This window comes from Legionella navarrensis (genome assembly GCF_052527415.1).
Map to the genome: position 1 here is coordinate 60,056 of NZ_JBNVZR010000011.1, position 21,109 is coordinate 81,164.

Consider the following 21,109-nt stretch of genomic DNA (forward strand, 5'->3'; position numbering starts at 1 on the left):
TATGTTCAGTCATCTTCTATCCTAAACTCCGCCAGCTTAAAATGCCAGTTTTGATGCTTGATTCAGCGTGATGCAGGCAGGGTTCCGGATTTGCTGCCCGGGCATAACGTATCTGCAGCCACAGTGATGGATCACGGGCCATGCTTAAACGCCAGTGATGGGTGCTGAATCGCTGCCCATTGATAAGGGTGCTCAGACAGGGAATGACACCCAGGTCTTCAATCTGGTAACGAAAATGATACCCCTTAAACGAAAACTGACAGCCGCCGCCTCCCTGCAATTCTCTGATAACGGTGTTGGGTGCATCCTGTTTTCGTACACAGCCCCCGGCATTTGTCCTTATCAACTGTGCCGCCGCCAGCTCGAGATCCACACGTATACTGTAGCGCGCCTTGACCTGATTCACGGCCTTAACATGCAATATAAGCAACTGCATCTGCGACAAAATCAGCAATGACAGCAGTCCTGTCAGCATCAGAGTTATCAGCATCATGCTGCCTTGCTGACGTGATGTCATGGGGTTCTGGGTCTGGTTTCCAGCATCAGTGTTTTCCCGTCATCTGCCTTAAGGTGCACGCGCAGTAACTGATCCTGGCTCTGGTCGGCCACCAGACCGACAATATGATTCGTTAACTGCTCTGGCTGCCTGGCATCATAAAAGAGGCCTGGGCTGCCTGGTTTTGCATAAAAACGCTCTTCCACCCAGGCCCCCACATACGTGGGCTGCGAATAGGGGAAGCGCCAGGCCCTGTCAAGCGTAATCAATGTGTCTTTCCCCTGGACTCGACTGCTGGCCACCGTCAGTACCTCCGCATAAAAACAATCAGCCAGCACCAGTGCCTGTCCGGGAGCAAAAGCAGCCCTGCCCGCTACTCGCAGCCGCGTTGACGAAAGCCAGCTCTGCACTGGGAAGAACTCATCGCTCACATATGCTATCTGCAGGGCGTGATATGGCCCCACCCGGGTTTCGATGCCGCTCAGGCGATGGTCAGGATTACGGCGATCTTTGCTGATAAGACGCCTGATGTTGCCACAGGGAGTAAAGCCGGCACGACGGCTGCTGTCACGCAGCAGCTCACTGACCTGCATCAGCTCAAATTCACGCGTCAGTCGTTTCTGGGTGAATGCATACTGATTTTTACTGCTGAGAAACATGTGTATTAATACCGAGATCAACAGGCAGGAGAGAGCTGCGCTCAGCATCAGCTCAATCAGGCTGAGACCGGATTGCCTACACCCGGAAAGCGGCATGCCGCTCACCGTAGTTGGTATGGCTGTTTAGTGTATTGGCGTCGTAAAGGCCGGCATTGAGCAAATGGCTTGTCTGGCCCTGTTGTGTTAACAGGCCAATGGCTGTGCCCGAGATAAATACCAGGGTCAGCAGCAGATCAAACAGGGTAAACCCTTGAAGAGTGTTCATAATAGTCCATGTCCGTGAGTTGGATTGCGGGCGCAAGGATAGCGCTGGAGGGGATTGTTTGCAATAGCCTGCCCGGCTCCGTTATTAAAATGAGGCCGGCAGACCAGGTCTTTCTGTTTTTACAGCCCGGGTCCCGGCGTCTCATCATGTTCAATGACGCGACGAGACAGCTTCGCTGTGCGTTCTGGATGAAAAAAAGAATATCGCCCACTATAACCGTTCCAGGGATCAAACAAGGGATCATCAGAAACGGGCTCTTCTGTAGCTTCGTGCACGAGCACGGACTCCACTGATTCTTTTTCTGTCACATCTAATACAGCCGGATCCCGATCAGGCGCAAGCTCTTCTAACCAGTTCATGAGTATAACCGTTAAGGCCAGGGCAGACGATTTTCTGGGCACCGAGCTGACCAGGTTAGGAATAACACCATGCATGAAGGTTCGCTTCAAAAGCACATCCACCAGCTCGGCCTTCACCGTGGTGTCCGCATGCCCTAGTTTTTTTGCAGTCTGCACACGCAGCTTAGCCAGATTCAGAGGATTGGTTCCAATAATACTTGCTGACACAGAGGCAGTTGAAACAAGCGTGGCTTCGAATGGAGTCAGTTTGCGATCCGGATCATCTCGAAGCAAAAACGATTTCAACGCAGCAAAAGTACTCCAGTGTATCGATGCACCGAGCATATTCCTGACTGCTGCGGCCTCCCAGGCTTTCCAGAGTCCAAAACCATCGCTCTTAACGATCTGCCAGGCGCTGCCGGCCTTTGCTACCTGCTTCTGGTTTTTGATGGTATCAACCGGATGAACCAGTGCAGCCTCTAAGAGACCCGTCATGGCACTAAACGTCACCGTCAAGCCACCTTTAGCCCAGGCTGTACGATAATGCTCTGGCAGTGCAGCCAGACTTGCTTCTGTCATTTTTGGAGCGCCATACAGACCCATCGTATTAACAATAAGTCTCTGATATACCCTGTAAAACAGGGCTGTCGTCATACCGTTGGTAAGTGATAGATATTTGGATGCTGCCGACAGATTATATGCTTCATGAAAAATGATTCGACCGTAGTACTCTTTGAAGGCGGCATTATTTGGAAATTCGCTCGGGTATTTGATTCTTGCATCATTGCCTTTCAGAGCCATCCAACGTAACTTGGCGGTATCAATGGGATGCCACAAAATCACTTCGCAGGACGCGCTGATAGACACTGCTTTTATAGTAGTCAATATGGATGATTCCTGTTTTTCTGTCTGTTTGCCATGCGTCATTTTTAAACTCCCTGATTAGTCCCTTGAATTGTGGCGCGTATTAAATCAGGTTTTACAGATTTATCAATGGGTTTATGCATTGCGTTACAGACTATCCTTCTAAACCGCGACCGTTTTACAATCCACTGTGACCCAGATACCATGTTAAATTTTTGGAACGAGGCAAATCATGATCCGATTTTTCCAAAAACTGTACCGGGCAGGTACTTATTCCATCAATGGCCTGCGCTACGCCTGGCAGAACGAATGGGCGTTTCGCGTGGAGCTGATTGTCCTGCTGGCAGCCATTCCCTGCGCTTTTGCATTGAGTCATTCTGTGGTGGATTATATTCTGCTGCTTGGCTCTATTCTTCTATTGATGATGATGGAGCTGCTCAACTCGGCTGTTGAAACCACCGTGAATCGCATCAGTATGGAGCGAAACGAATTATCCGGTCTGGCTAAAGATCTGGGATCAGCGGCTGTTTTTATCGCCATCCTGAATGCTCTGATGATCTGGATTGTCATGTTTATCAGGATGTTGATTTAGATTGAAACAGAGCGCGCGACGCGAATCCGTCACCACTGACTGCATAAAAATTGGACAAACGCCATTTTTTTGACTATAAAATAAATTCACTCGTCAAAAAATGGATGGTGTATGAGCATGAATCACGTAGAGCTTTTAGTCGTCAATGAGTTCGACTCGCACGGGGTTTCCATTTGCTTAAAACCACATCTCCCCGATGTCATAACCCCTTCTCTGGTCAATGAAATCCGCCACGTTCAAAACACACTGGCCGAAAATTACTTTAAATCACCGTGGGAAGGTCTTTTATATGTTGTATGGTACTCGCATCGGCGCATGGGCCATTGCAAGCGGGGGCTGGATTTTAATTTTATTATGCATTCGCTGCTTCATCACAAAGAAAATGAGCTGGAAACATACGTTAAAAACCTGTTCGACCTCCTGTTTTTAAACAGCGTTGGCCTTGGCCTTCCCTTGATCAACTGCTCCCTGGTCAGTGGGTTGATATCCGGTGTTTTTCAGGAGTTTTTTTATTTAAACAAAATTAATTTTATCAAAAAAAGACCACGCGAAAACCGCCGTCCAGGGTTAACTCAGGTCTCAATAAGCGACATCAGCAGAAAACGTCTGTTCCCGGAACAAGTGTATGAAAACAATATTTACTACCTCTGCAACAGTTTCGACTTGACCTCCATGTGCCATATTCTCGAACGAACCGAGGCCGATCTGCCCGACGAGCGGCAAATCAAAGCGATGCAGCGACAATTTGACGCGATGTACCAGGCAACCCTGCTGGCTGTGTATCAAATGGCAGCGAATAAAATGAACCTGTTGAAACGCGTCGCTTCCATCCAGAACCGGCAATCGACGGTGGCCTGATAAGGGGTTCGGGCTGAGTCAAACGGCCCGTTCACTCGGACCAAACCCCTGTTTGACTTACAGAGAGAATCTCTGGGAATGATTATCAAGTAATGGCGTCATTTCATCAGACATCGTTTCTTTAGCCCGCAAATGAACTATCCGCGCTTCAATACTATCCCTGTCTTTTTCGCTCATTGGAATTTCGCGCATTTTTCGCTCGCCTGGTTGATTGGCACTCTTCATGTAGGGTTTGAGAATAATCCCCGTATCCAAAAAAGATTCAAGCTGTTCCACAGTATGAAAGGTTAAATCAATATCGATCATGTCCTTGCCAATTTTTTTTTCGATGCTAAATGAGTCAGTTCCCGGTATTTTCCTGTGCGTCACGCGAGGTGTGACAGAGCAGCAAAAGAAAGACCAGAGTCCTGAAGGTTTGTTACGAACTTCAAAATAAGGCAAATAATCTTTCCCGGTCATGCTTGAAATGGCACGCACGATGTTATACAAATCTCCATCGCGAAAAAGCGGACGGTTTCCCAACGCATCTATCACACACTGCATTACATCATTAACTGTGTAATAATAAACCGATGACGGCCCTAGATTCCATGCCACATCGCTTCCGTATGACGTGAATGACTGACTCGTATAGGCAGAAAGAAGACTGAGTGCCACCTGACCATGTAAAGTATGGGAACTCGCTTCCGCAGACCTGATATCGACGGCCTCGGGCCACCAGTTTACCCCACCACCAGCAGTTCCGATGTCGTAAGCATCACGGTAGCTTTTCAGCTCTCTCTCCATCATATCCGACCAATATCTCGCACCTTTTCCGCTCATCATTACACCTGCTTAAGACGTTAGTAGCCCCCATTTTAATTTATTTAAGATCATTTTGCAATAATTTTAAACAGATATCCTGGTATTCCTTCCTTAACCTGGACTACGGTCTGGCACGAAACAGACTCCCTTCTCCCTAAACACAGGGAGAAGGGAGCGGTACGGTTTGAAAATGCAACATCAGGACTACAATCTGGCACAAAACAGGCTCCCTTCGCCCTGGTTAAGGGAGAAGGGTTGGGGATGAGGGTCATCTCATCAGATACACCAGGGCTTCGAAGCGAGCGTTATTTTTTTTATATGGGTTTCATAATAGGGCTCCCGGTTATCAGTCAGCCTCACCCTCATCCCCAGCCCTTCTCCCTAAACACAGGGAGAAGGGAGCGGTACGGTGTGAAAATGCAACATCGGGACTACGGTCTGGCACGAAACAGACTCCCTTCTCCCTAAGGCCGTTTTTACTGTTTCCGTGTCAGGTATCGAACAATCGAGTGGGCTGCCGTCTGCCCCTGAGCAATAGCGTTGACCACCAGATTGGCGCCAGACACCATATCTCCACCGGCAAATACCTTTTCAGAAGAGGTCTGCATGGGAAAAACCGGCTGCTCTTCCAGGCGGATTAAGCCGTTAGCATGAGTCTGGATATTGAGTTCCGTGAACCAGGATTCGGGTCTGGCTTCAAAGCCATAGGCAATAATGGCCACGTCCGAGGGAATGTCCAGATTCGCTTCCATACCAGGACCGGTGTGAGAAAATGCTATGGTCTGCAGGCTTTTGTTTCCATGAAATGCTACCGCCTGTTGCTGCCAGATAAAGTTAACCCCTTCCTCCCTGGCATGATGGAAATCTTTTATCGTGCCCTGCCGCTCATCCATGCGCCGTCGTGATACACAGGTCACGGATGACGCATTCAAACGCAGCGCGGTACGACAGCAGTCCATCGCCGTATCTCCCACCCCCAGAACCACAACCTGTTTTCCCCTAAAATCAAAGGGCGCCGTGGGAATAAGCCCCAGCTGAAAATAAATCTGTTGAATCAAAAAAGGCAGGGCGGAATGCACGCCGGGCAGCCCTTCCCCGGGGATACCCGCCTTGATCCCTTTATCGGCTCCCGTGGCCAGAAACAAGGCGTCGTAATCGTCCAGCAATTGCCGTGCCTGCAGGCTGCTGTCAATCGCGGTATTCAGCTGAAAACGAATGCCCATGCCTTCAAGCAGGGCTCGACGGCGCAGCATGATGCTTTTTTCCAGTTTGAATGAAGGAATACCAAAGGTCAGCAGGCCGCCAATTTCCGGATGCTTATCATAAACTGTTACAGCAATGCCCTGCCTCGTCAGCCGGTCAGCACAGGCCAGACCGGCAGGACCCGCGCCAATAACAGCGACCCGGAAAGGTTTTGGAATCACACGTGACAAATCCGGTTTCCAGCCCATGGCCAGGGCCGTTTCTGTCAGATAGTTTTCAATGGCGCCAATGGTAACCGCCCCTGGTATACCCTGCAGAGTGCATGCCCCCTCACACAGTTTTTCCTGCGGACAGACCTGTCCGCAGACCTCGGGCAGGCTGTTGGTTTCATGCGCCAGATCGGCCGCCTCCATTATTTTTCCTTCTGCAACCAGATGCAGCCACTGGGGAATATTGTTGTGTACCGGGCATTGCCACTGGCAATAAGGGTTGCCGCAGTCAAGACAGCGTTCGCTTTGCCGGCGGGCTTCCTCTTGTGTGTACTGGCTGTAAATTTTAGCGAAGTGCCGCATGCGTTCATCCACACTTTGCTTGTCAGGCTCTTTGCGGACTTGTTCCAGAAACGCGAACAACGGGATAATGGTTTCTTTCATTCGCCACTCCCTTCGCCTTGAGCATACGGCGACACGTTCTTCGGTAAAACAAGATACCACTGGTTCCAGTTTTCTTCCCGCGCTGACAACAATGACGCTGCGCTGACGCTGTGAGTTTTATCATGAAAATCCTGCAGCAATTGCATGAGCTGCTCTTGCCAGACCAGCAGGTTCGCGTTATCCAGCAAATGTATACCAACTGATTGTTGATTACAGCGTTGTGTCAGCACAGACTGATCATCATACACAAAAGCGACACCACCGGTCATCCCGGCCGCGAAATTATTACCCGGTGAACTGAGAATCGCGACGCTGCCTGCGGTCATATATTCACAGGCGTGATCGCCCACGCCCAGAACAATCGCAGTCGCGCCGGAATTACGCACGGCGAAACGCTGGCCTGCCAGACCATCCAGATAACATATTCCGCCCGTTGCGCCATACAGACAGGTGTTGCCAGCCAGGCAGGTAGACGCTGGACTCAAATGACCGTTTCGGAACGGCGTGATGATTAACTCGCCACCGCTCATGCCCTTGGCGACGTAATCGTTCGCAGCGCCTTCCAGGTACAGAGACAGTCCCTGTACCAGCCAGGCGCCAAAACTCTGGCCGGCTATGCCATGAAAATTCAAGCGGATTCGGGCGGGAAAATCCTGATTGCCATATTGTCTGGCAATAACGCCAGCTACGTTGGCGCCAATGCTGCGCTTGTCGTTAGAAATGAGGTAATGGGCCGTAAAATCGGACTGACCCTGTATAGCCGGCAGGACATCGTCCAGAATTTTTTCAGCATACAGACCCTGATCAAAAGGCACATTGGGTCGCTGTTGATAAAGCCTTTGCCGGTATTCTGCCTTGAACTCTGGCTGGCGCAGCAGCAGGCTCACATCCACGCCATTTTTCTCAAGCGGTGCGAGCAAATCCAGGCGACCGATGGCATCTTCAAGGCGGGTCAGGCCAAGGGAAGCCAGTAACTCGCGAACGTCCTCAGCAAGCCAGCGAAAATAACGCATGACCCGCTCTGGCAGACCATGAAAAAATTCGCTGCGCAGGCGTTCATCCTGGGTGGCAACGCCTGTTGCGCAATTATTTAAGTGACAGATGCGCAGATATTTACAGCCCAGCGCAATCATGGGAGCCGTACCAAAGCCAAAGCTCTCTGCCCCGAGAATAGCGGCCTTGATCACGTCCAGTCCGGTCTTCAGGCCACCATCCACCTGCAGAGTGACACGATGACGCAGATTATTCTCCATTAGCACGCGCTGTACCTCGCTTAAGCCAAATTCCCAGGGGCAGCCTGTGTAACGAATGGAGCTTAAGGGACTGGCTCCGGTACCGCCGTCGTAGCCTGAAATGGTAATCATGTCCGCATAGGCTTTGACCACGCCCGCCGCGATGGTGCCGATACCAGGCGCTGACACCAGCTTCACAGAAACCCGTGCTTTGGGGTTGATTTGCTTCAAATCGAAAATCAGCTGAGCCAGATCTTCTATCGAATAAATATCATGATGCGGCGGCGGTGAAATCAGAGTCACGCCCGGCGAGCAGTAACGCAGGCCGGCAATCAGGGCATTTACTTTCGTGCCCGGTAACTGGCCACCCTCTCCGGGCTTAGCCCCTTGCGCTATTTTAATCTGCAAGACCTCTGCATGCATCAAATACTCGGCTGTCACGCCAAAACGGGCTGAAGCAACCTGTCTGATTTTGGACTGGTTTATCTGCCCCTGACGGTGTCTGGCCTCCCCACCCTCGCCCGAATTGGAACGGCCGCCGAGACGATTCATGGCAACGGCCAGTGCTTCGTGCGCTTCGGGAGACAAGGCACCCAGCGACATGGCCGCGGTATCAAAGCGGGTCATAAGCGTCGAAATATCTTCAACCAGGTTAAGACTGACAGGCCGTTGCTCAGCCGACAGAGACAGGAAATCACGCACCATCACCGGTGGTCGGCAGTTAACCAGTTCTTTGAACTGCTGAAAATAACGTGCATCATTTTCAGTCACCGCCCGCAGCAGGCTGGTCACCACATCGGGGTTATAATCGTGGTATTCGCTGTTGTGCAGGAACTTATACAGACCGCCTCGCCTGCGATCGCGGCCTGGATCACGACCGTGTTGATAAAATATTTTCTGATGCGCATCCAGACTCTGCCAATCGTATTTTTCCAGCCAGCACGAGCTTTTACTGAAACAGTGTGCGGTCACTTCCCGGTCAAGGCCAATCACATGAAACAGCTGCGACCCCCGGTACGCATTGAGGGTGCACACCCCCATTTTGGACGCAATTTTCAGCAGTCCCTTGTTCAAGGCCTTACGGTAATTATTCAGGGATGTCACAGGATTCTTTTGATTCTGCCGCGCGATATCCATGACCAGAGCAAAACCCAGCCAGGGATTCACCGCATCCGCACCGCAGGCGATCAATATCGCCAGGTGATGCGCATCGCGTACCCAGCCCGAACGAACGACAATCGAGAAGCGCCCACGCTGCTGTGTTTTTATCAAAGCATGATGCAAGGCGCCGGCAGCCAGGGTCGGATGAATGCTGTTCTGCTCTTCAATCGATGTTTCATCGCTCAGAATAATCAATTGATGGTCCCGGTCAGGTAAAGCCTGTACTGTGTCGCAGAGCCTGTCCAGCGCCTGTTTCAGGCTAAGGTTCTGCTCAAAGGCAAGAGAAACAGGTGTGACCACAAAACCAGGGAGGCAATCGTTGCTCAGAACCTTCATCTGTTCATTGCTCAGCAGAGGGCTGGGCAACTCTATCTGTCTGGCCATGCCGGGCTGTGGTCTTGTAATCAGAGCGCGGGTTCCCAGACTGATGCCGGCCGACATCACGCAGCTTTCCCGCAGCGAATCAATGGGTGGATTGGTGACCTGGGCAAACTGCTGGCGAAAAAAATCAAACAGCTGCCGCGTCTGCGCAGACAAGGCGGCCATCGGTGTGTCGTCTCCCATCGAGCTGGTTGGCTCCTCGGCGGTCTCACTCATGTAACGCAGCACCTGCTCCTGTTCTTCAAAGCTTACGTCAAAGCGATTACAGAGGGTGTCTGAAACGGATACGTGACGCTCAGCGACCGTCGGCGACTCCTGATCGTCAAGGCGCGTGGCGAACTGACTCATCCAGTCGGCATAGGGGTGTGCCCGTGACGTGCGTGCCTTAAACACGGCGGCATCGAGCAACGTCTTCTCCTGCATGTCGATTATTACCATTTCCCCGGATTGCAGTCGCGACAGATGCGTAATATCGTCTTCCTTAAAGTCGAAAATACCCACTTCTGAGCCTATCCCTATCCAGCCGTTTTTATTGAATACCACACGTGCCGGGCGAAAACCGTTGCGGTCGAGCAGGCAACCGGCATAGCGGCCATCAAAAAACGCAAGGCCTGCGGGGCCTTCCCAGGGAGGTAAATGATGTGCATGGTATCGATAATATTCCTTATCGTCCGGGCTCATCGACGATGGCTTTTCCCATACTTCAGGCACCATAAGCCGCAGGGCTTCTGGCCCTGACATCCCGGCCTGAACGAGACTTTCGAGCATGTTATCCATGCTCAGAGAGTCCGATCCCTGCTGATTCACAAGACAGGTCAGTCCGCTTAGTTCAGGGAAGTGTTCCGCAACCATGAGGTGACTGATTTGCTGTGCGTAATGGCGATTGCCCTGGATGGTATTAATTTCACCGTTATGCGCCAGAATGGCAAAGGGCTGCGCCAGACGCCAGGACGGCAGGGTATTGGTCGAAAAACGCTGGTGAAACAGAGCCAGGGCGGAACGCATGCGTCTGTCATGCAAATCCGGATAAAATAAAGGCAGATTCTGAGTCAGCACTGTTGCCTTGTAGACGATGGTTTGAGTCGATAAGGAACAGACGGTAAACGAGGGATCGTCTTCAAGTGCGTGCGACGCCAGATTTTTGGCCACAAAAAGTGTGCGCTCTATCTGTTGTAAGGACCAGCTATCAGGGTAATTTACAAAGATTTGCGCAACACAGGGCATGCTCTGTTGCTGGCTTATGCTGACGTAACGAAGATCAAGCGGTACAGGGCGCCATCCGGCTACCTGACATCCCAGTTGTGTCAGCGCGGTTTCGAGCGCCTGTCTGTTGCTTTCAACATCTGAGCGATTTAAAAAACACATACCCACCGCAAAGGATTTTTTCAAAGGCACACCGATTTCATCGGCCAGCTTCTGAAAAAAGGGCTTATCAAGTTGAATCAAAATCCCGCAACCGTCACCGGACAGTCCGTCCTCACCCACCGCACCACGATGGCTTAAACGCGCAAGACCTGATAATGCTGTTTTTATGAGACTGGATGATTTTTTATTGTTAAGATTGACTAGTAATCCAAACCCACAACTATCTGTCTCAGACTGCTTCATTAGCTCGCCGATATCCTGCTCTTCGTTTTAAGCATAGTTAAATTAATGAGGAAAGCAATCTGCAAGGCTTGTCGCATGGGTCACTATGAAGTCAGGATTGCTGGACATTGAGACTAATAATTTAACAATGAACACAAACTTAAGCAGTAGGTTGGGCCTTGGCCCAACAATGGAGCTGGTGAGATATTCTTTGTTGGGCCAAGGCCCAACCTACGGCCATTTTGATGGATATTAATTCAATATAGATGCATTAGAAACACATGTAGTGAAGGTGTCGCCTGAATCGGTTGGCTGTTCGATTGCGCTTCAGGCCCGATGAGCAGCAGCGTAATCCGGGCACTGGCTTCCGTGTTTTCCTGTCTTATTTGCGTCCTTGTGCAAGCGCAACAGATTTTTTTCTGACGTGTTGATCCTGTTCCGCCAGGTTACGTGTTTTCAATGCTTCGTCGAGGCTGACGAAGGTGTAGCCATTTTGCTGGTACAGATTGATAATATCTGGCAGTACATAGGCATTGAGCAAATTGGCGTGAATCAGCAAAATCTGCGCCTGATCACTTTTTTTGGAGTAATGGCTTTTTTCTTCGGCCAGCAGGGTCTGTTGCCAGATAAAATCAATATAGGCCAGTTTCAGGGTCTCAATGAATTTGCGCCGCCCTTTCTCGGGAACCGTCAACAGCAGTTTGTTAAATACAAAATCATTGCTGTCAATGGTAATAGGTGCGTTGCGGTAGTTTTTTTCAGCCAGAACCTGCCTGATTGTATCGCGTTTTTCCCCGGTTCCGATGGCCAGATAGGGATAACGGAAAAACCTGGGCTCGGTTAAAACCGGTTGCAGTCGTTTGTCGGACTCTTCAATTTCATAAATGTATTCCGCTGTTTTTGCCTGGTTTAAATTCTTATGTGTCAGGGTATGATTGCCCAGAGCAAATCCGGCTTCCTTGAAGCGTTGCAAGACAGGCCAGTTTTCCTTATGCACATTTCCGGCAATAATAAAACCAGTTGCCGTCACTTCATGCTCTTTCAAGGTGTCGATGATCATGTTCAGGTGAAAATTTTTACTTTCCCCGACAAAGGGTAAATCGTCGATGGTCAAGGCAATTTCCCGTTTGGCGGCAAAACTGCTGTTTACAGATAAAACGAGAATGGCCAGGGCCATTATTTTTTGAATTACAGACATACGCATCTCTTTTTGATAATCGGCTAGTATACGACAGAGTAAAGGCCTCGTAAAACAGAAGCGGAAATTCGGATGGATTACGTGTGAAAATTGAGATAATCCTGCCCTGCATAAAGGATTTCTGTTTCCTGGCCCGGCAGGGTAAAATAAATCTGACACCTATATCAGGAGATGACTTTGTCGTGCAATTACAGTGAGTTACCACACACAGGGATTAAAACCCTGCAGCCGTATATACCGGGCAAATCCGTTGAAGAACTGGCACGGGAGCAGGGTATTTCAGACATCATTAAGCTCGCCAGCAATGAAAATCCGCTGGGATGCAGTCCGATGGTGCTGGACATGCTGGCCAATATATCCGGGCATTATATCGCGACCTACCCCAGCCCTTCCCTGCATCCCTTAACGAAACAGCTGAGCCAGTTTCTCGATATCAGCGAGTCTCAGCTGACCCTGAGTAACGGATCGGATTTTATTTATACCCTCTTAATGATGCTGTTCGCCCTGCAACAGGATAAACACATTCTGACGCATGACAAGGCATTTCTCACCTACCAGATTCAGGCGCAGACCCTTGGTATTCCTTTTCGACTCAGCCCCTTGAAAGAGGACTGGAGTGTTGATATTTCAGCCATGATTGAGGCCTGTCGTCCAGACACGGCCATTGTGTTTCTGGCCAATCCCAACAATCCCACCGGTGTTTTGGTTCCGGAGAGCGAGATCCGGCGTCTGCTGAAAAGTGTCCCGGAGTCAACGCTTGTGGTGGTTGACGAAGCGTATTATGAGTTTGCCTATCCTGAAAACGATGCCGGAGCACTGCCCCTGCTGAATGATCATCCCAATCTGGTCATTACCCGCACCTTCTCCAAGGTGTATGGGCTGGCCGGTCTGCGTCTGGGCTATGCCATTGCCCAGCAGAGCATCAGTGAACTGCTGAAACGCATCCAGCTGCCCTTTACGGTCAATCAGGTGGCCATGGCTGCGGCAGTCACCGCCCTGCAGGATCAGGCCTTTGTAAGGGAAACGCTGGCGCTTAACAGAGAAGGAATGCAGCAAATGCGCGAAGGGCTGGCCGCTCTTAAGCTTAAGCAGATTCCATCGGCCTGTAATTTTATCAGTTTTGACTGTGGCATGAATGCCATGCCGGTGTACCAGAAACTGCAGCAACACGGTATCATTGTGCGACCACTGGCTGCATACGGCATGCCCAATCATTTGCGGGTCAGCATCGGGAAGCCAGAGCATACGAAACGCTTTCTCGACAGGCTGCCGCTTTGTCTTCAACATTAAGGAAACAACATGAGTGACTTACAGCATAAACATTGTGAATCCTGCGAGGGAATCGGCCAGGCTCTGAACGCAGAGCAGGTACGTAATCTGATGCCGCAGCTGGATAAAGGCTGGGAAATTATCAACGACAGCCGGGAAATCAGGCGTTCGTTTTCCTTTGCCGATTTCTACGAAACCATGGCCTTTGTGAACGCTATCGCATGGATAGCCAATGGAGAGAATCATCACCCCGATTTGGAAGTTGGATATAATTACTGCCATGTCCGCTTCATGACACATGCCTTGAAGGGACTGTCTCTGAATGACTTCATCTGCGCGGCCAAGGTGGATGCACTGCTGAATTGATATGGTTCCCTTCTCTCTGGTTAAGGGAGAAGGGAGTATGTATGATGGCCCGCGATCAGGCTCTGGAAAAATCAAAAGCCTGGGTTTCTGCTATCGATTCAACTCCCAGCGCCAGCGCCATCAGGCGATCAACGCCTAAAGCCACCCCGCTGCAGGCCGGCAGACCCTGAGCCAGGGCATCCAGCAGATACTGATCCGCTGCAACCTGAGGCAGGCCTTTTTCCTGTCGTTTCCAATTATCATCTGCAAAACGCTGCGCCTGTGCCTCGGCGTCGGTCAACTCATGAAAACCGTTCGCCAGCTCGACACCACGGTAATAAATTTCAAAACGCTCAGCCACACCATGATTGACCTGAGCCAGTGCCGCCTGAGACGCAGGAAAATGATACACCGCCAGAGGGGCATCGAGACTGGCATACGCCGGCTCAACAACATGACTCATCAGCAGAAACAAATACTGATCACGATCCGGCTCATCAGGCGGCAACACATTCGCCAGTTCAAAACGCGATACACACTGCCGCAGGTCAGACAGACTGGCTGTAAACGGATCCAGCTGGCAGGTTTCCACAAAAGCCTGCTGATAGGTTTTTCTCAATAAGGGCGGACAGGACAAGACCGTGCGCAGCAAGGCGTCCATTTCGTCCATCAGGGCATGATGATCAATCCCCGGCTGATACCACTCCAGCAGGGTAAATTCAGGATTATGCCAGCGACCCAGCTCGTCATCACGAAACACGCGCGCCAGCTGAAAAATCGCACCGCTGCCGGCCGCCAGCAGGCGTTTCATATGGTATTCCGGCGAGGTCTGCAGGCAGTAAGACTGACCGCGAAACCCGGCGGTCATATTGCTCAGATACACGTCCGTCACGCCATGACGCGCCATCACTGGCGTTTCCACTTCCAGATAATGACGTTCTGTAAAAAAGCGACGAATCGTTGCTATTAATGTGGCGCGCTGACGCAGGTTGGCGAGTGTGGCCGAAGGCTGCCAGGACATCAGTAAAACATACCCAGTTCCAGACGCGCTACTTCCGACATCCGCTCCTGAGTCCATGGCGGATCCCAGACCAGCTCAACCGTGCAGTCGTTCACGCCTTCTACAAGGTTCACGGCCTGTTCCACGGTACCAGGAAAGGTCTGAGCCACCGGGCAGCCAGGGCTGGTCAGTGTCATTTGAATATGGACAAGCTGCTCGTCGTTAATATCGATGTTGTAAATCAAACCCAAATCATAAATATTCACCGGAATTTCCGGATCAAAGACCGTTTTCAGGCCAACAATCACCTGCTCTTTCAGAGCGTCTTTATCCACCGGTTTTTTCTTCAAGCCAAACATAATGACATCACTCCGTACTGACAACGCTGTCCGGCTTGTTTAAAGCCGCATTAAAGGTATGCCAGGCGAGAGTTGCGCATTTGACACGCGCCGGATACGCCCGCACACCAGCCAGAACGGCGAGTTTATCGAGAGAACGCCAGTCGCCCTCTTCGCTGCTGGTCAATAAAACATGAAAACGCTCGTACAGAGTGCGCGCTTCCTCAATAGCCTTGCCCTGCAGTGCCTGAGTCATCAGTGAAGCCGAAGCCTGAGAGATGGCGCAGCCACAGCCTACAAAGCTTATCTCGCTGAGCACATTGTTCTGTACCTTCAGATACACCGTCAATTTGTCGCCACACAGAGGGTTAAAGCCATTTGCAACCGCGGTGGCATCCTCCATCATATGGTGGTTTCTTGGGTTACGGTTGTGATCAATGATAATTTCCTGATACAACTCACGTAAATCCATACTCATGCGAACACCTCTTGCGCTTTGAGCAGCGTCTGCATGCAACGATCAATTTCCTGGGTCGTATTATAAAACGACAGAGAAATTCGCGTGGTTGCCGCTACATCATAAAAATCCATCACGGGCATGGCGCAATGATGGCCACTGCGAATAGCAATGCCCTCACTGTCCAGTATGGTGCCCAGATCATGTGCATGAATACTGCCGTGGATAAAGGACAGAACCGGCACTTTATGCTTCGCCGTACCAATCACACGAAAGCCTTTGATAGACGCCAGTGCATCGGTTGCGTATTGCAGCAGGTGATCCTCATAAGCAGCAATAACACCCAGATCCATGGACAATAAGAAGTCGATGGCAGCGCCGAGACCAATCACTCCGGAAATATCCGGCGTACCCGCTTCAAATTTATGTGGCAGGGGCGCATATACCGTCTCGGTGAAACTGACATGATTAATCATCTCACCCCCGCCCTGGTAAGGAGGCATGGATTCGAGCAGCTCCTGTTTGCCCCAGAGCACGCCAATGCCGGTTGGTCCGTACATTTTATGCGCTGAGAAGGCCAGAAAATCGCAACCGAGATCCTGAACATCAATGGATAAGTGCGGCGCAGCCTGGGCGCCGTCTACCAGTACCCGTGCACCGTGGGCATGGGCCATTTCGATCATTTTTTTAACGGGATTAATCGTACCCAGGGCATTGGAGGCATAGCCAATTGAAACAAATCGCGTTTTACTGTTGAGCAGGCGCTCAAACTCATCCATCTGTACTTCACCGGAATACGAGATGGGGGCCACTTTCAACACAGCGCCGGTTTTTTGACAGACCATTTGCCAGGGCACAATGTTGGAATGATGCTCCATGGTCGTGATAAGGATTTCATCGCCCGGCATCACCTGATTGGCAACCAGACTCTGAGCGACCAGATTAATGCCTTCGGTGGTGCCGCGCACAAAAATACATTCGCTGGCGCTTTTGGCATTAATAAAGCGCTGCACCTTACTGCGGGCCTGTTCGTAATGCAGGGTGGCGCGCGCGCTCAGAGCATGTACACCGCGATGAACATTGGCGTTGTCATGTGTGTAATAGCTATCAATGGCCTCAATCACAGCGCGCGGCTTCTGCGTGGTGGCCGCGTTGTCAAAGTAAACCAGCGGATGACCATTAACGGACTGGTGAAGAATGGGAAATTCCCTGCGTATCGCCTCGACACTGCTGGGCAACATTACGTTGAATTCTGTCGTCATGTCATTACCTCAACTGCTGATTAATCAGATTAGCCATCCAGGCTGCCACTTCAGCGTGGGCTATCAGGCGTAGATTGTCGGCGGCAAAGGCATGAATCAGATGACGCACCGCGTCAATGCGATCGATACCGCGGGCCGTCATGTAAAACAAGGCATCTTCGTCGAGCTGCCCCACGGTGGCACCGTGCGAACAGCTCACGTCGTCAGCAAAAATTTCCAATTGCGGCTTGGTGTCAATTTCCGCCTGATCAGACAGTAGAATATTCTTGTTCTGCTGTTGCGCGCAGGTATGCTGTGCGTTTTTGGCCACGACAACCCTGCCGTTAAACACGGCCCGCGACTGCCCTGTCATCACGCCTTTGTAATCCTGAATACTCTGGCAGTCTGGTACCAGGTGATGCACCGTTGTGTGATGATCAACGTGCTGTCTGTCGGCGGGCATGTACATGCCGTTCATCAGACAGGCGGCTTTGGCAGCCTGCAGATTAAATGTTAAGTCGCTGCGCACGAGTCGGCCGCCGAGACTGAGCGAATGGCTGTCAAACTGACTGGCTTCATCCTGTGATACGGTCATATGACCAATGTGAAACGCCGCATTGCTTTCGCACTGTATTTTGTAATGCGTCAGGGAAGCCCGGGCCGCAGCGTGAACCTCCGTGACCACGTTGGTCAGGTAACAGGCGTCTGCTTCCCCATGATAGGCCTCGATAATGGTCGCCTGGCTGCCCGGCCCGGCAATGATCAGGTGGCGGATGTGCTGCGCCTGATGCTCTCTGTCCTGCCAGTGAGCGAGGACAATCGGCGTGTCCACCCGCGCACCGGCAGGCAGATACACCAGAACACCGCTGTGCCAGGCCGCGGTATTCAGGGCGTGAAAACCGTGTTCGTGCTGTAGAATACTGGCAAGATAGGGTTTGACGAGCTCGGGGTGCTCGTTCAGGGCCTGTAACAGGGGCTGCACGATAACACCAGAGGGCAGACTGCCCGCACCCGTTTCAATGGGAGTTACCTGACCATTAGACAGGCTCACCGTCCAGCCCGCTGGTAAGTCTTCTGCACCTTTTTTCGGGCTGCCAGTGGATGTTTCGTTCAGGCCCACAGGCTGATGAAACATCTGCTGCAGAAAGCTGTCCGTGGCGGTGTATTTCCAGTCTTCATCCCGGCGTCCGGGAAACCCATAACGCCTGAAATCATCCAGAGCACTGACCTGACGTTCAGCCAGCCAGGGCAGATTTGATCTGACAGAAACCGCCTGTTCCTGGTAAAAATCCAGAAGTTCGCTCATGCCTGCTCCGTATCTTCAAGCCAGCTGTAACCTTTCTTCTCCAGCTCCAGAGCCAGAGATTTATCGCCGGACTTCACAATCCGGCCATTGGCCAGCACATGTATAAAATCAGGCTCAATATAGTCCAGCAAACGCTGGTAATGCGTCACCATAATAATCGAACGCTCAGGTGAACGCATGGCGTTAACACCCTGAGCAATCACACGCAGAGCATCGATATCGAGACCGGAATCGGTTTCATCAAGAATGGCCAGTTTTGGCTCCAGCGCCAGCATTTGCAGAATTTCGTTGCGCTTTTTCTCGCCGCCGGAAAAGCCTTCATTGATGCTGCGATACAGGAAACTTTCGTCCATATCCAGCAGTTGACATTTTTCGCGGATAAAGCCCAGAAACTCAATGGCGTCCAGCGCTTCCTTGCCCATACCCTTGCGTACAGCATTGACCGAAGCCTTAAGAAAATTGATGTTGGTCACACCGGGAATTTCAACCGGGTATTGAAAGGACATGAAAATACCGGCCTGAGCGCGTTCTTCCGGCAACAGAGGTAACAGATCCTGACCGTTATAAATCACCTCGCCACTGGTCACGGTATAAGCCGGATGACCGGTCAGCACTTTGGACAGCGTGCTTTTACCCGAACCGTTCGGCCCCATGATAGCGTGAATTTCACCCGGTTTAATCGACAGGTTAATGCCCTTTAAAATTGGCTGCGCATTAATATCGACGTTTAACTCTTTAATTTCCAACATAATTAACCTACCGCCCCTTCGAGACTAATACCTAATAATTTGGTGGCTTCCACCGCGAATTCCATCGGTAACTCTTTCAGTACCTGTTTACAAAATCCGTTGACTATCATGGATACCGCGTCCTCGGTATCGATGCCGCGCTGCTGGCAATAAAACAGTTGATCTTCACTGATTTTCGACGTAGTTGCTTCATGTTCCAGCTGCGCACCTGAGTTTTTGACCTCAATATACGGGAAGGTGTGAGCCGAACACTGATCGCCCATCAACAGAGAATCACACTGGGTAAAATTACGTGCATTGGACGCGGTTGGCGCAATACGCACCAGACCGCGATAGGCATTGTGCGATTTGCCGGCACTGATACCTTTAGAAATAATGGTCGACTTGGTATTTTTGCCAATATGAATCATTTTGGTGCCGGTGTCAGCCTGCTGATAATTATTAGTCAGGGCAACCGAATAGAACTCGCCCACGGAATCGTCACCGAGTAAGACCACGCTGGGATATTTCCAGGTGATGGCTGAGCCGGTTTCTATCTGGGTCCAGGAAATCTTTGAGCGCTTACCACGGCAGGCACCCCGTTTGGTTACGAAATTATAAATACCGCCTTTGCCTTCCTTGTCACCTGGGTACCAGTTCTGTACCGTGGAGTATTTGATCTGCGCACCGTTCAAGGCAACCAGCTCCACCACTGCCGCGTGCAGTTGATTCTCGTCGCGCATAGGTGCTGTGCAGCCTTCCAGATAGGACACGTAACTGTCGTCATCGGCCACAATCAGGGTTCGCTCAAACTGGCCTGTTGAAGCCGCGTTGATACGGAAATAGGTTGACAGTTCCATAGGGCAGCGTACACCTTTGGGAATGTAGACAAACGAACCGTCACTGAACACCGCCGAATTCAGCGCAGCATAAAAATTATCCCGGTATGGAACCACCGAACCAAGATATTTACGAATCAAATCCGGGTATTTGTGCACGGCTTCGGAAAAGGGGCAGAAAATCACGCCGTCTTCCGCCAGTCGGGCTTTGAAGGTGGTTGCAACCGATACGCTGTCAAATACCGCATCTACCGCCACACCGGCCAGCATTTCCTGCTCACGCAGAGAGATACCCAGCTTATCGTAGGTGCGCAGTAATTCGGGATCCACTTCATCCAGGCTTTTGGGTGCGTCTTTGGCCTTTTTAGGCGCGGAATAGTAAGAAAGCGCCTGATAATCAATCGGCGGATAATGAACGCTGGACCACTCGGGATGAGGCATAGTCAGCCAGTGGGCGTACGCTTTCAGACGCCATTCCAGAATAAAATCCGGCTCACCCTTGATGGCGGACAGGCGACGAATCACGTCCTCGTCAAGACCGGGAGCAAACGTCTCCACGTCGATGTCGGTTACAAAACCGTGTTCATACTCTCTTTCCAGAAGAGAGGTGATTTGTTCATTGCTTTTAGCCACGACTTACTCCACTGCTCGCGATGTGTCTGATACGCTCGATTTCCCCAGCCGGTAACGAGGGTCTGGCCAACATGTCCAGACTTACGCTGTCCAGAGCGGTTTCAATGGCCCGACTGATTAGCTGCCAGTTACCCTGCACGTGACAGACGCCCTGCAGGGAACATTCGTTGGGCTGAAGACTGCATTCGGTCACGCCGCGATTGTCTTCCAGTGCATAGATAATCGATGCCACAGAAATAGCCGTAGCGTCTCTCTGCAACCGATAACCGCCATTGACACCGCGAACAGACGTCAACAGGCCGGCTGCCGTCAGTTTTTTTAATAACTTGCTGACCATGGGAACTGTAATATGGGTATGCATCGCGATATCGCGCGCATTGCAAAGCGTTTGGGTCCGCTTTGCCAGATACACCATGACCACTGTTCCATAATCAGCCAGTTTGCTTATGCGTAGCATACCATTCTCACATCGGATGATCCAGTACCAAATCAGTACCAATTAAAAACCAGCCACATAAAATCAACTGCGCCCTACTATTAAATATAGTACTTATTTAGTTCTATATTAAGAAAAACAGCGAATTATAGTGCCTTAATCCCAAAGGCGCAATCATTACCGAACCGTGACCGTCAGATCATCATTTGTCTTCCCCGCGCAGGGG

20 protein-coding genes are annotated in these 21,109 nt (G+C 51.0%); 4 read left to right on the forward strand and 16 right to left on the reverse strand.

Features of this window, described 5'->3' with window-relative positions:
- Nucleotides 1-16 precede the first annotated feature (16 nt).
- The 4 genes from ACQUTA_RS08060 to ACQUTA_RS08075 all read right to left on the reverse strand — a co-directional run bounded on the left by ACQUTA_RS08060 (nt 17) and on the right by ACQUTA_RS08075 (nt 2,685).
- Nucleotides 17-517: a hypothetical protein gene (locus ACQUTA_RS08060; RefSeq protein WP_444987722.1), complete on the reverse strand. Its 501-nt coding sequence runs from the start codon at nt 515-517 to the stop codon at nt 17-19.
- Entirely contained in the window at nt 514-1,251 is a 738-nt protein-coding gene (locus ACQUTA_RS08065) for a PilW family protein (protein ID WP_444987723.1), read from the reverse strand. Before ACQUTA_RS08065 ends, ACQUTA_RS08060 begins: the two co-directional genes overlap by 4 nt.
- Nucleotides 1,232-1,420 carry a hypothetical protein gene (locus ACQUTA_RS08070; RefSeq protein WP_444987724.1) on the reverse strand — a complete coding sequence of 63 codons (189 nt, stop codon included), beginning with the start codon at nt 1,418-1,420 and terminating at the stop codon, nt 1,232-1,234. The genes ACQUTA_RS08065 and ACQUTA_RS08070 overlap by 20 nt, the downstream gene beginning before the upstream one ends.
- Before the next feature lie 119 nt (nt 1,421-1,539).
- A complete protein-coding gene (locus ACQUTA_RS08075) occupies nt 1,540-2,685 on the reverse strand; it encodes an MC/SLC25 family protein (RefSeq protein ID WP_444987725.1) in 1,146 nt (381 codons plus the stop codon).
- A 169-nt stretch (nt 2,686-2,854) separates the two neighbouring features.
- On the opposite strand from ACQUTA_RS08075, the gene ACQUTA_RS08080 reads away from it, so the two are divergent.
- Both ACQUTA_RS08080 and ACQUTA_RS08085 read left to right on the forward strand, forming a co-directional pair.
- Nucleotides 2,855-3,214 (forward strand): diacylglycerol kinase, encoded by a 360-nt coding sequence (locus ACQUTA_RS08080; protein WP_444987726.1) that lies wholly within the window; start codon nt 2,855-2,857, stop codon nt 3,212-3,214.
- Between the two features lie 111 nt (nt 3,215-3,325).
- Complete coding sequence (locus ACQUTA_RS08085) at nt 3,326-4,072, forward strand: hypothetical protein (protein ID WP_444987727.1); 747 nt, start codon at nt 3,326-3,328, stop codon at nt 4,070-4,072.
- A 57-nt stretch (nt 4,073-4,129) separates the two neighbouring features.
- Here the strand turns inward: ACQUTA_RS08085 and ACQUTA_RS08090 are convergent, their stop codons facing one another.
- The 4 genes from ACQUTA_RS08090 to ACQUTA_RS08105 form a co-directional block, all read right to left on the reverse strand.
- Nucleotides 4,130-4,897 (reverse strand): hypothetical protein, encoded by a 768-nt coding sequence (locus ACQUTA_RS08090; protein WP_444987728.1) that lies wholly within the window; start codon nt 4,895-4,897, stop codon nt 4,130-4,132.
- Between the two features lie 455 nt (nt 4,898-5,352).
- The gene (locus ACQUTA_RS08095; RefSeq protein ID WP_444987729.1) at nt 5,353-6,732 is read right to left on the reverse strand and encodes a glutamate synthase small subunit GltD family protein; all 1,380 of its coding nucleotides are present in this window, start codon (nt 6,730-6,732) and stop codon (nt 5,353-5,355) included.
- On the reverse strand, nt 6,729-11,114 hold the full coding sequence (gene gltB / locus ACQUTA_RS08100) for a glutamate synthase large subunit (RefSeq protein ID WP_444987730.1): 4,386 nt from the start codon (nt 11,112-11,114) through the stop codon (nt 6,729-6,731). The genes ACQUTA_RS08095 and gltB overlap by 4 nt, the downstream gene beginning before the upstream one ends.
- 361 nt (nt 11,115-11,475) lie before the next feature.
- Nucleotides 11,476-12,291 carry a polysaccharide deacetylase family protein gene (locus ACQUTA_RS08105; RefSeq protein WP_444987731.1) on the reverse strand — a complete coding sequence of 272 codons (816 nt, stop codon included), beginning with the start codon at nt 12,289-12,291 and terminating at the stop codon, nt 11,476-11,478.
- A gap of 177 nt (nt 12,292-12,468) precedes the next feature.
- On the opposite strand from ACQUTA_RS08105, the gene hisC reads away from it, so the two are divergent.
- Both hisC and ACQUTA_RS08115 read left to right on the forward strand, forming a co-directional pair.
- Nucleotides 12,469-13,581, forward strand: coding sequence for a histidinol-phosphate transaminase (gene hisC, locus ACQUTA_RS08110; protein WP_444987732.1), 1,113 nt, complete (start codon nt 12,469-12,471; stop codon nt 13,579-13,581).
- A 9-nt stretch (nt 13,582-13,590) separates the two neighbouring features.
- The gene (locus ACQUTA_RS08115) at nt 13,591-13,926 is read left to right on the forward strand and encodes a 4a-hydroxytetrahydrobiopterin dehydratase (RefSeq protein WP_444987733.1); all 336 of its coding nucleotides are present in this window, start codon (nt 13,591-13,593) and stop codon (nt 13,924-13,926) included.
- 55 nt (nt 13,927-13,981) lie between these two features.
- Here the strand turns inward: ACQUTA_RS08115 and epmA are convergent, their stop codons facing one another.
- Genes epmA through ACQUTA_RS08155 form a run of 8 tightly spaced genes read right to left on the reverse strand, consistent with a single transcriptional unit; the run spans nt 13,982 to nt 20,904 of the window.
- Complete coding sequence (epmA, locus tag ACQUTA_RS08120) at nt 13,982-14,926, reverse strand: elongation factor P--(R)-beta-lysine ligase (RefSeq protein WP_444987734.1); 945 nt, start codon at nt 14,924-14,926, stop codon at nt 13,982-13,984.
- Nucleotides 14,926-15,264 (reverse strand): SUF system Fe-S cluster assembly protein, encoded by a 339-nt coding sequence (locus tag ACQUTA_RS08125; protein ID WP_444987735.1) that lies wholly within the window; start codon nt 15,262-15,264, stop codon nt 14,926-14,928. Before ACQUTA_RS08125 ends, epmA begins: the two co-directional genes overlap by 1 nt.
- A gap of 7 nt (nt 15,265-15,271) precedes the next feature.
- Entirely contained in the window at nt 15,272-15,721 is a 450-nt protein-coding gene (gene sufU / locus ACQUTA_RS08130) for a Fe-S cluster assembly sulfur transfer protein SufU (RefSeq protein ID WP_444987736.1), read from the reverse strand.
- Complete coding sequence (locus ACQUTA_RS08135; RefSeq protein ID WP_444987737.1) at nt 15,718-16,962, reverse strand: SufS family cysteine desulfurase; 1,245 nt, start codon at nt 16,960-16,962, stop codon at nt 15,718-15,720. The genes sufU and ACQUTA_RS08135 overlap by 4 nt, the downstream gene beginning before the upstream one ends.
- Before the next feature lie 4 nt (nt 16,963-16,966).
- Nucleotides 16,967-18,247: a Fe-S cluster assembly protein SufD gene (gene sufD, locus ACQUTA_RS08140; RefSeq protein WP_444987738.1), complete on the reverse strand. Its 1,281-nt coding sequence runs from the start codon at nt 18,245-18,247 to the stop codon at nt 16,967-16,969.
- Nucleotides 18,244-18,996 carry a Fe-S cluster assembly ATPase SufC gene (sufC, locus tag ACQUTA_RS08145; protein WP_444987739.1) on the reverse strand — a complete coding sequence of 251 codons (753 nt, stop codon included), beginning with the start codon at nt 18,994-18,996 and terminating at the stop codon, nt 18,244-18,246. The genes sufD and sufC overlap by 4 nt, the downstream gene beginning before the upstream one ends.
- A gap of 2 nt (nt 18,997-18,998) precedes the next feature.
- Entirely contained in the window at nt 18,999-20,447 is a 1,449-nt protein-coding gene (gene sufB, locus ACQUTA_RS08150; protein WP_444987740.1) for a Fe-S cluster assembly protein SufB, read from the reverse strand.
- The gene (locus ACQUTA_RS08155; protein WP_444987741.1) at nt 20,440-20,904 is read right to left on the reverse strand and encodes an SUF system Fe-S cluster assembly regulator; all 465 of its coding nucleotides are present in this window, start codon (nt 20,902-20,904) and stop codon (nt 20,440-20,442) included. Before ACQUTA_RS08155 ends, sufB begins: the two co-directional genes overlap by 8 nt.
- Nucleotides 20,905-21,109 lie beyond the last annotated feature (205 nt).